The following is a 14184-nucleotide window of genomic DNA, read 5'->3' on the forward strand; positions in this document are numbered from 1 at the left end:
AGGGAACAATTTAGGAGTGAAGCATGGCCAATACTGAGCATCAGGAATCACTAGACTTTTTAGATATTTTAAGTGTCTGTTTATACCGTTTAGGAATTAGCGTATTTGCCTTTGGACTTATCGCGATGACGATATCGGGTTTGCACCTTATTGAAGGTTCGGCATTTTATGATCGAAATGTGTTGCTGCTCATCGCCATTGCAGGCGTATTAACTGCAGCAAATATCCATGTCTACAGTAAAACTGTGCGTACTGTCATCAGCTGGTCAACTTGGGTGGGACTGCTCTTCATGGTGAGCGATCCAGACTTATCCAGCGTGTGGCTTTCTCTTGGTTTTGTCTTTGTCACTTTTTCCGGTGTGGCGCTGAAAGAGTCCTTTTGTTTTAAAGTTCCAGGCTTGAAAGCGGTGCCAGTGCTACTTGCCATCGCAACCTTTGCGTTTTGTTTCGAAATACTGACGGTAGCGAATATTGCAACAGTGTTGTCTGGCTTAATTATGGGTTTCCTGTCTATATCAAAGTGGCGGATGCCACTTCATTTTGATATTGGTATTAAAGCAAACTACGAGGTTTAATAAACGTCTTATGTTAGAGATGTCATACGGTTACGCAAAGCTAGCGATACTTTTGACGTGGGTTCTCGATTAAGCTCTTCGCTGATCATCCAGCCAGCTTTTGCTAACAGCTCCAAGTCGATCCCCGTTTCGATCCCTAATCCTTGGCATAAATACAGTACATCCTCCGTCGCGACATTCCCCGAGGCCCCATGAGCGTATGGGCATCCACCCAGCCCAGCTACACTACTGTCGATGGTATTGATGCCCATACTTAATGCTTGATGAATATTGGCGAGCGCTTGTCCCCATGTATCGTGGAAATGGACAGCAAGTTGGGGGAGAGGTGTAACCAACATGACGGCTTCCAGCATGGCTGCAATTCGATTTGGCGTGCCTGTGCCGATGGTGTCACCTAGAGACACCTCATAGCACCCTAAATCGATGAGGGATTTGGTCACGCTCGCCACCTGTTTAGGGGCCGTCGGACCGTCATAAGGGCAATCGGCAACGCAGGATAGATAACCTCGAACAGGGATGCCGTGTTTGGTGGCTAATCGCATTACAGGCTCGAAGCGAGTTAAACTTTCTGCAATCGAGCAATTGATATTGTGTTGGCAGAATCCTTCTGATGATGAAGTGAAAATTGCGACCTGATTGGCACCAGCCTCCAAGGCTTGTTCGAAGCCTTTTAGGTTTGGTGTCAGGGCAGAATAAGTAACATGATTTCGCCTTGTTATTGCTTTCATGACCTCTGTTGAGTCCGCCATTTGTGGCACCCATTTGGGCGAAACAAAAGAGCCCGCCTCAATATGCGTTAGCCCAGTATCAGAGAGTAAGTTGATCAACCGGATTTTAGTCTGGGTCGCAACAGGAGACTCATTTTGCAACCCATCTCGTGGACCTACTTCGACAATATTTACTTTGGAAGGCAGCATTACTTGTCCTGTGATTTGGTTACCCAACTTGGGCTTCGTTTTTCAAGAAACGCTTGCAAGCCATCTTGGCCTTGTGGCGATACCCTAATGTCCGCAATGAGCTTGCTAGTATAGTGAATCAGTTGTTGATCGATGGGGTTTTGATGACATTGGTGACAGAGCGTTTTCGCTTTACGCATCGCATCTGGGCTATTAAGTAGTAACGTCTTGATCACGCTATCGACCGCACTTTCAAGTTGTTTGGCTTCTTTCACTTCATGCACAATACCAAACCGTTCGGCATCCTCGGCTGAAATGACTTCACCACTTAAGATATAGCGTCTAGCTTGTCGATTCCCCATCGCGCGCATGACGTAAGGCGCAATGGTTGCCGGAACTAAACCCAGCTTAACTTCACTTAAGCAAAAGTTAGCACATTGGCTCGCGATGGCGATATCACTGCAACAAATCAATCCCAGCGCGCCGCCGTAAGCGGAGCCTTGTACAACCGCGATGGTGGGTTGAGGGAACGAATCTAGTGTTTCCATGAGTCTTGCCAAGTTTTGGGCATCAACGAAATTATCTTGCCTCGTGCTGTCGGCCATCGACTGCATCCAATTCAGGTCGGCCCCGGATGAAAAGTGCTTGCCGTTACTTTTTAATACCAAGCATCGCACATCCGTTCGTAAAGCGAGATAATCTAGGCGGTGGATCAGCAAGTCGATCGTACAAGCGTCAAAAGCATTGTGTTTGGCTGTTCTGTTTAGAGTGATGGTCGCTACGCCATTGTCATCGACATGCCAAAGAACATCATCTTGTCTTTGGGCGTTGGGAATAATGCTTGGTTGCATTTCCTGCATACTTACTTCCTTAATTTATCTCTGGATATTTACATTCTGAAGACGCCAAACTCGCTATCAGGAATGGGGGCATTTAATGCTGCCGTTAGCGCTTGACTCAACACCTGACGCGTTTGTTTGGGGTCAATAATTCCGTCATCCCATAGCCGAGCGCTCGCAAAATAGGGATGTCCTTGTGTTTCATACAAGTCTATGATTGATTCTCTAAAAGTGTGTTCTTCTTGCTCTGACCACGCTTCTCCCTGGCGTTCCTTCGCGTCTTTTCGAACTTGTGTTAAGACGCCTGCCGCTTGTTCTCCGCCCATCACAGAAATACGAGCGTTCGGCCACATCCACATCATGGTTGGATCATAAGCTCGGCCGCACATGCCATAATTGCCAGCGCCGTACGACCCACCGATGATTACGGTAAACTTTGGTACGTCAGCACAAGCGACGGCCATCACCAGCTTGGCGCCATGTTTTGCGATGCCTTCTTCTTCCACCTTTTTCCCAACCATAAATCCGGTAATGTTTTGGAGAAAGAGAAGCGGTGTTTTCCGTTTGGCGCAAAGTTCAATAAAGTGCGCGCCTTTTTGTGCCGATTCAGAAAACAAGATGCCGTTGTTTGCCACAATGCCGATCAAGTGTCCGTGAACGCGAGCAAAGCCACATACTAACGTTCTGCCGTACAAGGCTTTGAATTCGTCAAAATCAGAATCATCGACGATGCGGGCAATGATTTCTCGAACGTCGAATGATAGTCGTAAGTTGGCATTCACGATTCCGTAGATTTCTTCAGCATCGTAGCGGGGAGGTAGCACGGTGTTTTCCGGCTTAATCGGTTTCGCTCTATTGGCATTGGCAATGGCTTCTCGGGCAAGCATTAGGGCATGCTCATCATTTTCAGCGTAATAATCAGCAACACCAGATTTACGACAATGCACGTCTGCCCCGCCGAGCTCTTCACCCGTCACGACTTCGCCAGTGGCCGCTTTAACTAGAGGCGGTCCCGCCAAAAATATGGTGCCTTGCTCTTTGACCATAATGGACACATCCGCCATGGCAGGAACATATGCGCCCCCAGCAGTGCAAAGCCCCATCACAACAGCAACCTGAGGGATGCCTTTTGCTGACATCCTCGCTTGGTTAAAGAAAATGCGACCAAAGTGTTCTTTGTCGGGGAAGACGTCGGACTGATGAGGGAGATTTGCGCCACCGGAGTCCACCAAGTATACGCAGGGGAGTTGGCAACGTTGGGCTATCTCTTGCGCTCTAAGGTGTTTTTTTACCGTGAGTGGGTAGTAGGTTCCGCCTTTTACCGAAGCATCGTTGGCGATGACCATACATTGAATCCCCGCTATGAAACCAATGCCGGCGATAACGCCAGCGCAGGGGATGGATTCGTCATACACTTGCCAGGCGGCAAACTGGCTAATTTCAAGAAAATCAGTGTTGTCATCAAGCAAGCGCGCGATGCGTTCTCGTGCGGGGAGTTTTCCTTTTTGCCTCTGGTGCTGAATGGCTTTTTCACCGCCTCCTTGTTTGATGGTCTCGATATGTTGATTCAGTTGAGTGACCAACGTTTCCATCGCAGCTTTATTGGAAAGAAATAACTCGTCAGTTGGCTTAGTTTTACTTTTGATAATGGCCATAATGACTTCCTTGTCGTATGTTCCTTTAGCGAGATTCTTCGAACAGTTCTCGGCCTATTAACATGCGGCGAATCTCTGAGGTACCCGCGCCGATTTCATAAAGCTTTGCATCACGTAGCAAACGACCAGCAGGGTATTCATTGATGTAGCCATTCCCACCGAGCAACTGTATTGCATCAAGTGCCATTTGTGTGGCGAGTTCTGCACTGTACAGAATCGCTCCTGCGGCATCTTTACGCGTTGCGTTACCTCGATCACAAGCCGCTGCGACGGTATATACATACGCTTTTGCTGCACTCATTCGAGAGTACATATCGGCGATCTTGCCCTGAACTAACTGAAACTCGCCAATGGATTTTCCAAACTGCTCTCGTTCATGTACGTACGGGACCACAATGTCCATGCAAGCTTGCATTATCCCGAGTGGTCCGGCAGCGAGGACGACGCGCTCGTAATCCAGCCCACTCATTAACACCTCGACGCCTTGATTCAGCTCGCCAAGAATATTCTCTTTCGGCACTACGCAATTGTTAAACACAAGTTCGCAAGTGTTCGAGCCCCTCATGCCTAGTTTATCCAGCTTTTGAGCATGGCTGAAACCTTCGACGTTGCGTTCAACAATGAATGCGGTAATACCTCGTGAACCTGCATTGACATCCGTTTTAGCGTAAAGCACCACTATGTCAGCGTCGGGACCGTTGGTGATCCACATTTTGTTGCCATTCAGTACAAAATGGTCGCCCTTGTTCTCCGCTTTCAGTTGCATGCTTATCACGTCTGAACCGGCATTGGGCTCACTCATAGCTAGGGCGCCAACGTGCGTACCATCGATGAGTTTGGGAAGGTATTTCTTGCGTTGAGAAGGCGTGCCATTGCGAAAAATCTGATTGACGCACAGATTGGAATGAGCGCCGTAGCTTAAAGCGACGGAGGCAGAGGCTCGGCTGATCTCTTCCATCGCCACAACGTGAGCAAGGTATCCCATGCCTGCACCACCAAGTTCTTCATCGACGGTGACACCGAGCAGCCCCATTTCTCCAAACAAAGGCCACAAATGGTTCGGAAACTGGTTATCGCGGTCTATATCTGCGGCGATGGGAGCAATATGTTCCGTAGCAAAGGCATTAACGTGGTCTCGGAGCATATCGATGGTATCACCAAGTCCGAAATTCAGTGGGGCGTAGGTGCTTTTCATAACGTCTCCCGATATCAGAGGTAAGGTGGAAAAGCCGATTGCAGTGTCGCTATTTGAGTATAGCGGTTATGTCTCTTTGCTTTTGAGTGTTTGAATACAGCGTTCTTTAGCGGCATTCAACTCTGCCATTACGACGCTGATGTCATTGAGTTGCTGTTGTAGGACGGCTTGTTTCTCTTCAATGATATTGAGCATTTTCAATAACTGTCCTTCGGTTTGTTGCATGTCATAAAGCTCGAAAAGTTCACGAATTTCTGCCAGTGAAAAACCGAGCCGTTTCCCTCTTAAAATCAGTTTGAGACGAATTTTATCTCTGCGTTGATAAACGCGCATGTTGCCTTTTCGCTCTGGTTCAATCAGACCTACGTCCTCATAAAACCGGATACTGCGAGTGGTAATATCAAACTCCTTGGCGAGGTCACTGATTTTGTATTTTTCCATAACATACTTACCTCGAATAAAAATCCAGTTTCTGGAAATCGAACCTTCAAAGGAAAGGCCGAACGCAAATTTTAAGAGATAAATGCCTACTTGGTGTGTTTTTTCATCTCATTGTAAAGGCTAGTGCTATGCTTACGTAAACGTCAAGAAATCGCAGTATGAAAGTTTGTCAGTGAGAAAGGGCGACAAAGACTGGCGTAGCGCTTGGTAAGCAATGTCATGCAAGGGCGTTATCAGTCAGTCTAGTGTTCACATATACCTCAAGGGAATGCGAATCATGGAAAAAGACATCTGGATTGTCAGCGCGAAGAGAACGCCGATCGGGCGCTTTCAAGGAAAGTTGCAAACTTACTCCGCTCCCCAATTAGGTGCACAAGCGATAAAGGCTGCGATGCATGAAGTGAATGTGACATCTGTAGATGAAGTTTTCATGGGATGTGTGCTACCTGCGGGGTGTGGGCAAGCCCCGGCGAGACAAGCGGCAATTGGTGCGGATTTACCCATGAATGTAGGTTGCACGACTATCAATAAAGTGTGTGGTTCCGGCATGAAGAGCGTCATGTTGGCGCACGATCTTATCAAAGCTGGAACGATTCGAACTGCCATTGCTGGTGGTATGGAGAGTATGACCAATGCGCCGTATTTATTGAAAGAGGCGAGAAAGGGAATGCGCATGGGCCACCAGTCGACGTATGACCACATGTTTCTCGATGGATTGCAAGATGCGTACGAAGGGCACTTAATGGGTGTTTATGCTCAGCACGTCGCAGACAGGCTTAAGTTCACCAGAGAGCAAATGGACGAATGGGCAGTGATGTCGGCAAAACGTGCGTTGGAAGCTCAAGAGCGAGGCTTATTTTCCGACGAGCTCTCACCGATTGAACTCAACACCAAGTCTGAACAAGGAACGCTGGATTACGATGAGCACCCGCGCTCGATTGATCTGGATAAAATCCCTCAACTCAAACCTGCATTTGATAAAAAAGGCACGGTGACCGCTGCTAATTCGAGTGCGATTTCCGATGGCGCTGCAGCGCTTGTTCTAATGGATGAAGAGACTGCGCTCCACCAAGGTCTTGAGCCACTCGCCGTTATCAAGTCTCACGCCACACACGCCAGAAAACCTGCTGAATATACTTTGGCTCCCGTTTATGCGATTGAACAGTTGTTGTCCCAGTTGGATTGGTCAATTGACGAAGTGGATCTGTGGGAGATAAATGAAGCCTTTGCTGTCGTGACACAAATCGCGGTAGCAGAACTTGGGCTTGATATAAGCAAAGTCAATATTAAAGGCGGAGCGTGTGCACTCGGGCATCCGATAGGCGCAAGTGGCGCACGAATTCTGGTGACATTGATTCATAGTTTGCGTCAGCTACAAGCTTTAGGTACCGACGGTGATCTAGACGCCAAAAAAGTGATGCGAGGCGTTGCGTCACTTTGTATCGGTGGTGGAGAGGCAACGGCGATAGGCATTGAAATACCGCTTTAATTGAAATCAGAAAGGAGTAAATGATGACTCGTTTGGTTCCCTTGTTTATTGGTGGAGAGTTTCGTGAATCTCAAACTTCGGATTGGGTTGAGGTGACCAATCCTGCCACTAATGATGTCATTGCGTACGTTCCCTGCTCAACGGATCACGAGATGGAAGCCGCCATTGATAATGCGAAAGAGACATTCCAATCCTGGAAGGAAGTGGCAGTATCCGAGCGTGCCAGAGTCATGCTTCGTTATCAGCACCTTCTCAAAGAACATCATGATGAGCTTGCCACACTGCTTTCTCATGAAACGGGTAAGATTTTAGTGGATGCTAAAGGCGATGTGTGGCGAGGCATAGAGGTTGTTGAGCAGGCTGCAAACATTGCCAGCAATATGATGGGCGAAACCGTCGAAAACGTTGCCACGGATATTGATAGTTACTCAATGATTCAGCCCCTGGGTGTGTGTTGCGGCATTACGCCGTTTAACTTTCCTGCCATGATTCCGTTGTGGATGTTCCCAATCGCTATCGCTGCGGGCAATACGTTTGTGCTTAAACCCTCTGAACAAGTGCCGTTGACCTCTATTCGTTTAGCCGAACTATTTGAGCAAGCTGGCGCGCCGAAAGGAGTGTTGCAAATCGTTCATGGTCGCAAAGACCAAGTCGATTTTCTGCTGGCTCATCCTGACATTCGAGCGGTGTCATTTGTTGGCTCGGTTCCTGTTGCCCGTTATATCTACACCACGGGTACGAAACACTTTAAACGCGTTCAAGCTTTTGCTGGTGCTAAAAATCACATGGTGATCATGCCTGATGCGAACAAAGAACAAGTGGTGAATAACCTAGTGGGGTCCTCCGTTGGGGCGGCGGGGCAGCGTTGTATGGCGATTTCTGTTGCGGTATTTGTCGGCGATTCAAAACAATGGATTACAGACCTCAAACAGGCAATGGCGAAAGTACACCCAGGGCCTTGGGACGATGAGCAAGCTGCTTATGGTCCTCTCATCAGTGAGCAAGCTAAACAACGCGTATTGGACTTAATTGAAGATGGCAAACAACAAGGCGCAGTGTGTGAACTGGATGGCAGTCAGTGTGAAGTGGAAGGCTTTCCCGATGGAAACTGGATTGGCCCAACCTTGTTTAGCGGTGTAACAGCGAATATGTCGATTTACACGCAAGAGATATTTGGCCCCGTTTTGGTTTGCATGGAAGTGGATACGTTACAAGAAGCCATTGAGTTAGTGAATCGCAACCCATACGGGAACGGCACTTCCATTTTTACGGCTAATGGCGCTGCTGCAAGAAAATATCAGCATGACATTCAAGTCGGTCAGGTCGGGATCAATGTGCCTATTCCGGTACCTTTGCCATTTTTCTCTTTTACAGGCTGGAGAGGCAGTTTCTATGGCGATTTGCATGCGTATGGTAAACAAGCGGTACGTTTTTATACCGAGACTAAAACGGTGACGGCACGTTGGTTTGATGACGATATTCCAACGGGGCCTAATTTGACCATCCAACTGCGCTGAGTGAATAGAAGGAGCTTTTATGGACTTTGAACTTAATGAAGATCAACGTGCATTTGCCGATACCGCTCAGCAATTTGCCGATGAGTGTTTAGCACCGATGGCGGCGGAGTGGGATGAAAAACAGATCTTCCCCAAAGACGTATTGAGAGAGGCGGGAGAACTGGGGTTTCTCAGTCTCTACACTCCAGAAGCGCAAGGTGGCCTAGGGCTGAGTCGCTTAGATGCTTCAATTATCTTTGAACAACTGGCCATGGGATGTACGTCCACTACGGCGTTTATGACGATTCACAACATGGTCAGTTGGATGATAGCCAGTTTTGCTACCGATGAAGCCAAAACGCAGTTCTGTCCGAAATTAGTTACGGGTGAGTGGTTAGGCTCCTATTGCTTAACTGAGCCCAACGCAGGATCAGACGCCGCTGCACTGACCACTTCCGCTACAAAAAAGGGAGATAAGTATGTCCTCAACGGTGGCAAAACCTTTATCTCTGGCGCAGGAGAGACAGATGTTTTGGTCGTGATGGCGAGAACCGGAGAAGCGGGGGCCAAAGGCGTGTCTGCATTTGTTGTTCCTGCTCAAACAGATGGTATCAGCTATGGGCGCAAAGAACCCAAAATGGGTTGGAACAGCCAACCAACACGAGCGGTTACTTTTGAAAATGTCGTTATTCCAGCTAGCCATTTACTGGGCGAAGAAGGGCAAGGTTTTGTCTTTGCGATGAAAGGGCTTGATGGAGGGCGTATAAATATTGCGACCTGCTCCGTCGGTACGGCTCAACAGGCCCTTAATCAGGCGGCACGGTACATTCAAGAACGTAAGCAGTTCGGCAAACCGCTTGCGCAGTTTCAAGCCTTACAATTCAAATTAGCAGACATGGCGACAGAGCTAGTGGCTGCACGGCAGTTAGTGCGCTATGCCGCCAGCAAGCTCGACCGAAATGACCCAGATGCCACTGCTTATTGCGCGATGGCAAAACGGTTCGCAACCGATGTAGGCTTTCAGGTTTGCGACCAAGCGCTGCAGCTTTATGGCGGCTATGGTTACATCAAAGAGTATCCAATGGAGCGTCATTTCAGAGATGTGCGTGTGCATCAAATTCTGGAGGGAACGAACGAAATTATGCGCTTGATCATCGCGCGCCGTTTGCTCTCTGAGGAATCGGCCTTGCTGTAGCGAAGTATTGGATTTGCTCATTGAGAAAGGATTCAGATATGCCATTAACCCAAGAAGCCATTCAACATACGATCACTAATCACGTTGCGGTGGTGACAATGAACAACCCGCCAGCCAATACGTGGACAGCAGAGAGCCTCAAGGTACTGAAGTCGCTGATACTCACACTTAACAATGATAAGCAGGTCTACGCACTGGTTTTAACCGGTAGTGGAGACAAGTTTTTCTCTGCTGGTGCGGATCTCAAGCTATTTTCTGATGGTGACAAAGCGGTTGCGTTAGACATGGCGCGATGCTTTGGTGAAGCGTTTGAAACACTCTCGGAATTCCGTGGTGTTTCCTTTGCCGCCATTAATGGTTACGCCATGGGCGGAGGTTTAGAAGTGGCATTAGCTTGTGATATTCGAGTAGTTGAAGAGCAAGCGGTACTTGCTTTACCTGAAGCCAAAGTCGGACTTTTGCCCTGCGCTGGCGGTACCCAAAACCTCACAGCGTTAGTAGGAGAAGGCTGGGCAAAGCGCATCATTTTATGTGGAGAACAAGTTAGCGCTGACAAAGCAAAAGAACTAGGCTTGGCTGAGGAGTTGGTTCCCAAAGGCGAAGCGTTAAGTAAAGCGTTGGAGCTTGCTGAATCTGTTGCGAACCAGTCACCATCTTCTGTCGCCGCATGTAAGGCGCTCATTCAAAATATGCGCTCTGCGCCACTTAAGCACGGCTTAATGAAAGAGCGAGAGTTGTTTCTGAATCTTTTTGATACGGAAGATCAAGTTGAGGGTGTTCGCGCCTTTTTAGAAAAACGCCCACCGCAATGGAAAAACCGATAGGAGGCCACATGGCAGGGATGGTAACCATCAGTGAAATAGAGTGCTTAGATGGCGTGCACCGCATTGGTATCGCAACGTTAGACAACACCGCTTCATTGAATGCATTGACGTATGACATGTTGGTCCAACTCAACGATCAGCTTATCAAGTGGCAAGACGATCCGCATGTGACTTGTGTGGTACTCACTGGCGCTGGAGAAAAAGCATTCTGTGCTGGTGGCGATGTTCGAGCTATGTATCACGTCATGCATAACGAGAGTAAAGAAAAAATCGTAGAGTTCTGTACGGACTATTTCTCGTTGGAGTATGAGTGTGACTATCTCATTCACACTTACAACAAGCCTATTATCGGTTGGGGAGAGGGTATTGTCATGGGTGGTGGGATGGGGCTTTTTATGGGAACCAGCCACAAAGTTGTGACAACAACATCACGCCTTGCTATGCCAGAAATTAATATTGGACTGTATCCTGATGTGGGAGGTACATGGTTTTTAAGCCAGATAGATCCGCAAGTGGGTTTATTCCTCGGATTGACAGGTTCAATGGTGAACTCAAGTGACGCTGTCACTATTGGTTTGGCCGATTGGTTACTGTTGGAAGAGCAGTATCCCACCTTACTGGATGAGCTAAAGCAGCTCCAGTGGGGCAAAGAAGATGCGAAAGAGTTGGTAACTGCGCTACTACAATTAATGGAAGAACAGGTTATTGATAGCAAACCAACCACGCAAATTTGTCCATACTTAGATCAGATAGAGGAAGCGTGCAAAGGCTTTGATCTTAATGCAATAGCACAGCGAATCATGGCTATCGAAGGGAACAGTCAGTGGATAGAAAATGCGAAACAAACGTTCGCCGCGGGCAGTCCGATCACCGCACATATTTGCTTCAGACAAGTGAAAGAATACCACAGCTTACCACTTGCAGATTGCTTCCGCTTGGAGCTGAGTTTATCGGTTCGCAGCGCCTTATTAGGTGAGTTTAAAGAGGGCGTCCGTTCTCGGCTTATTGACCGGGATGGCGAACCTAACTGGATGTTTAACAGTGTCAGTGAAGTCGATGAAGATGTCATCGATACCTTGTTTACCTCACTTTGGCCGGATGACGAACATCCGCTTGCTGATTTGGGTGAACAAACACTAGGTCAATAAGGAGAATGATCATGAGTACCATCGCATTTATCGGTTTAGGAAGAATGGGGCATCCGATGGCGCAAAACTTATTAGCGTCTGGATTTAACGTGCAAGTATTCGATGTCGATAGCGAAGCGGCAAAGCAACTTGCACCTTTTGGTGCGGTGGTGGCGAGCTCTATCGAGGAAGTCGTGGATGGTGCAAGCACAGTCATCACGATGCTACCAGCAGGATCTCACGTTCGTTCCGTGTATCTTGGCGACTTACACGGCGGCGTAGGTGTCCTCAACCTTGTCTCGCCAAGTACCTTGATGATTGATTGTTCAACCATTGATCCGGACTCTGCGCGATTAGTCGCCAATGAAGCGGCAAATAAACGCGTGCTGTTTGTCGACGCGCCCGTTTCGGGTGGTGTTGCCGGCGCTAAAGCGGCGACATTAACCTTTATTGTTGGTGGCTCGGATGAAGCATTTTCTAAAGCCAATGCCATTTTGCAGTACATGGGAAAAAATGTTTTCCATGCCGGTAAAGCGGGCGATGGTCAAATGGCGAAAATCTGTAACAACCTTATGCTCGGCATTTTAATGTCTGGTACGTGCGAGGCGCTAAATCTAGGTATCGATCATGGGCTCGACCCCAAAGTGTTATCAAACATCATGCTGCAAAGCTCTGGCCGAAATTGGGCATTGGAGCTTTACAATCCTTGCCCTGGCGTGATGGACAGTGCACCAGCCAGCAACGATTACCAACCGGGCTTTATGAGCAAACTCATGTTGAAAGATCTCGGTTTGGGGTTAGATGCGGCGTTACAAACACACTCTTCGGTTCCGATGGGCTCACTGGCGCGTAATCTATATTCTTTCCACAACGCGAGCGGCCACGGCGAGCTCGACTTCTCAAGCTTGTTTGAGTTTTACAAGAGTAAGAAAGGCTAGACTGAGTTTTGCTACAAAGCCGTCTGAAATGGTGAAGTAAAACTCATCATTTCGGACCACCTAAACAGGCTTGAAATAGGGAACATTATTAGCGATGGAGTGCAGTAACTATGGATATTAAAAATAGTGTCATTGCCATTACAGGTGCAGGGCAAGGACTTGGGCAAATGATGGCAATTACGCTTGCTCAAGCCGGTGCAGATTTAGCGTTATTAGATGTAAACGCTAGCGGTTTAATGGAAACACAAGAGCAGTGCCGGATGCTGAGTGCGAAAGCGTTGACTTATCAAGTGGATGTAACGAGCGAAATCGACGTTGAAAACACGTTTGACGCGGTTATCCAAGATTTTGGCCAACTCAATGGGCTAGTCAATAACGCTGGCGTGCTAAGAGATGGGTTACTTGTAAAATCAAAAGACGGCGTGATCAGTAAGATGTCTTTGGATCAATTCAATTTGGTCATGAACGTCAACGTTACGGGGACATTTTTGTGTGGGCGTGAAGCTGCCGTCAAGATGATTGAGAGCGGCTCACAAGGCGTTATCATCAATATTTCTAGTGTCGCGAGAGCAGGGAATATCGGTCAAACCAATTATTCTGCATCTAAAGCGGCGGTCGCAACCATGGCGACAACGTGGGCCCGTGAGTTAGCAAGATACGGTATCCGCGCGGCGGCGATTGCACCAGGTGTGGTACATACCGCGATGGCAGAGCAAATGAAACCAGAAGCCATAGAACGACTAGAAAAGATGATCCCAATTGGAAGGATGGGTGAAACAAGTGAAATCGCACATGCAGTAAAATACATTCTTGAGAGTGATTACTTTACTGGCAGAGTTTTAGAAGTGGATGGAGGCATTCGCATGTAAAGCCCTAGGGTTAGGCCCCACAGACCGGAATGACAAGCTTCTTTCCCTTTCAACATTTCCTATTTTTCCGAGAGCCAGTTCTGGGTAACGTAAGTGTTTATTACTCATATTTGGATTCGCCCTGCGAATGGTTTGCCAAAAGTAAATAATGAGAAGTAAATACCACTCAAATACTAAGTGAAATCATTAGTTTGATATTGATCACAATTTTCCACTTTTAATTTCCCCTTCGTACTCAAGCTATCTATGTAAATGCAGTTGATAGTCAGTCTCATCAAAATTAATTTGCAACTGTCTGTTTCAAAAGACATTAACTGTGAAGCACGTGAAATTCGTGTTGAGGTTAATCTCCTATTGAAAGTGTGTTGATTTCATTAATGGAAGGTTAGTTTCCAGTTGTGGCTAATGAGCTTTAACTTTTTACTCCTCATAATGCGCCAAATGTAACATTGTGTTTCAAAGTGTAACAATAAACTCACACTAATAGTGTGGTTTTGATCTCCACTCAATTCCGTTTTGTTTCGCTCTGATCCCGACGTTACTCATGCTCAACACATAAACATTCTAATGACTATAACAACTGGTTCTTAGCTTGATACCAATCGTAGCAAGTAATTGTTCATTCTAGCTGGTTAAGATGCTTGA

Annotated in this window: 13 protein-coding genes; 8 read left to right on the top strand and 5 right to left on the bottom strand. The window is 47.4% G+C overall.

Annotation, left to right across the window (positions count from 1 at the left end; genetic code table 11):
- The first annotated feature begins 23 nt into the window (after positions 1 to 23).
- Complete coding sequence (locus tag NL643_RS20105) at positions 24 to 575, top strand: DUF2301 domain-containing membrane protein (RefSeq protein WP_253645046.1); 552 nt, start codon at positions 24 to 26, stop codon at positions 573 to 575.
- A gap of 8 nt (positions 576 to 583) precedes the next feature.
- Here NL643_RS20105 and NL643_RS20110 read toward each other — a convergent pair whose 3' ends face one another.
- From NL643_RS20110 to NL643_RS20130, 5 genes are all read right to left on the bottom strand, one after another.
- Positions 584 to 1492 carry a hydroxymethylglutaryl-CoA lyase gene (locus NL643_RS20110; RefSeq protein ID WP_047009300.1) on the bottom strand — a complete coding sequence of 303 codons (909 nt, stop codon included), beginning with the start codon at positions 1490 to 1492 and terminating at the stop codon, positions 584 to 586.
- Complete coding sequence (locus tag NL643_RS20115) at positions 1492 to 2331, bottom strand: enoyl-CoA hydratase-related protein (RefSeq protein WP_005390997.1); 840 nt, start codon at positions 2329 to 2331, stop codon at positions 1492 to 1494. The genes NL643_RS20110 and NL643_RS20115 overlap by 1 nt, the downstream gene beginning before the upstream one ends.
- 29 nt (positions 2332 to 2360) lie before the next feature.
- On the bottom strand, positions 2361 to 3965 hold the full coding sequence (locus NL643_RS20120; protein ID WP_167427598.1) for a carboxyl transferase domain-containing protein: 1605 nt from the start codon (positions 3963 to 3965) through the stop codon (positions 2361 to 2363).
- 25 nt (positions 3966 to 3990) lie between these two features.
- On the bottom strand, positions 3991 to 5160 hold the full coding sequence (locus NL643_RS20125) for an isovaleryl-CoA dehydrogenase (protein WP_046873648.1): 1170 nt from the start codon (positions 5158 to 5160) through the stop codon (positions 3991 to 3993).
- Between the two features lie 66 nt (positions 5161 to 5226).
- Entirely contained in the window at positions 5227 to 5601 is a 375-nt protein-coding gene (locus tag NL643_RS20130; protein ID WP_012842485.1) for a MerR family DNA-binding transcriptional regulator, read from the bottom strand.
- A gap of 277 nt (positions 5602 to 5878) precedes the next feature.
- Between NL643_RS20130 and NL643_RS20135 the strand changes: the two genes are divergently transcribed.
- The 7 genes from NL643_RS20135 to NL643_RS20165 all read left to right on the top strand — a co-directional run bounded on the left by NL643_RS20135 (position 5879) and on the right by NL643_RS20165 (position 13539).
- Positions 5879 to 7090: a thiolase family protein gene (locus NL643_RS20135; RefSeq protein WP_253645047.1), complete on the top strand. Its 1212-nt coding sequence runs from the start codon at positions 5879 to 5881 to the stop codon at positions 7088 to 7090.
- 23 nt (positions 7091 to 7113) lie between these two features.
- Positions 7114 to 8607 (top strand): CoA-acylating methylmalonate-semialdehyde dehydrogenase, encoded by a 1494-nt coding sequence (locus tag NL643_RS20140; RefSeq protein ID WP_253645061.1) that lies wholly within the window; start codon positions 7114 to 7116, stop codon positions 8605 to 8607.
- A 19-nt stretch (positions 8608 to 8626) separates the two neighbouring features.
- Positions 8627 to 9781: an acyl-CoA dehydrogenase family protein gene (locus tag NL643_RS20145; RefSeq protein ID WP_253645048.1), complete on the top strand. Its 1155-nt coding sequence runs from the start codon at positions 8627 to 8629 to the stop codon at positions 9779 to 9781.
- Positions 9782 to 9819: 38 nt separating this feature from the next.
- Positions 9820 to 10605 (top strand): enoyl-CoA hydratase, encoded by a 786-nt coding sequence (locus NL643_RS20150; protein WP_253645049.1) that lies wholly within the window; start codon positions 9820 to 9822, stop codon positions 10603 to 10605.
- A gap of 8 nt (positions 10606 to 10613) precedes the next feature.
- Positions 10614 to 11753 (top strand): enoyl-CoA hydratase/isomerase family protein, encoded by a 1140-nt coding sequence (locus NL643_RS20155; RefSeq protein WP_253645050.1) that lies wholly within the window; start codon positions 10614 to 10616, stop codon positions 11751 to 11753.
- Between the two features lie 11 nt (positions 11754 to 11764).
- A complete protein-coding gene (mmsB, locus tag NL643_RS20160) occupies positions 11765 to 12670 on the top strand; it encodes a 3-hydroxyisobutyrate dehydrogenase (RefSeq protein WP_005390978.1) in 906 nt (301 codons plus the stop codon).
- A gap of 110 nt (positions 12671 to 12780) precedes the next feature.
- Entirely contained in the window at positions 12781 to 13539 is a 759-nt protein-coding gene (locus tag NL643_RS20165; protein WP_074190874.1) for an SDR family oxidoreductase, read from the top strand.
- Positions 13540 to 14184 lie beyond the last annotated feature (645 nt).

Source organism: Vibrio sp. Y42_MX_L11 (assembly GCF_024181785.1).
Taxonomy (GTDB): domain Bacteria; phylum Pseudomonadota; class Gammaproteobacteria; order Enterobacterales; family Vibrionaceae; genus Vibrio; species Vibrio diabolicus.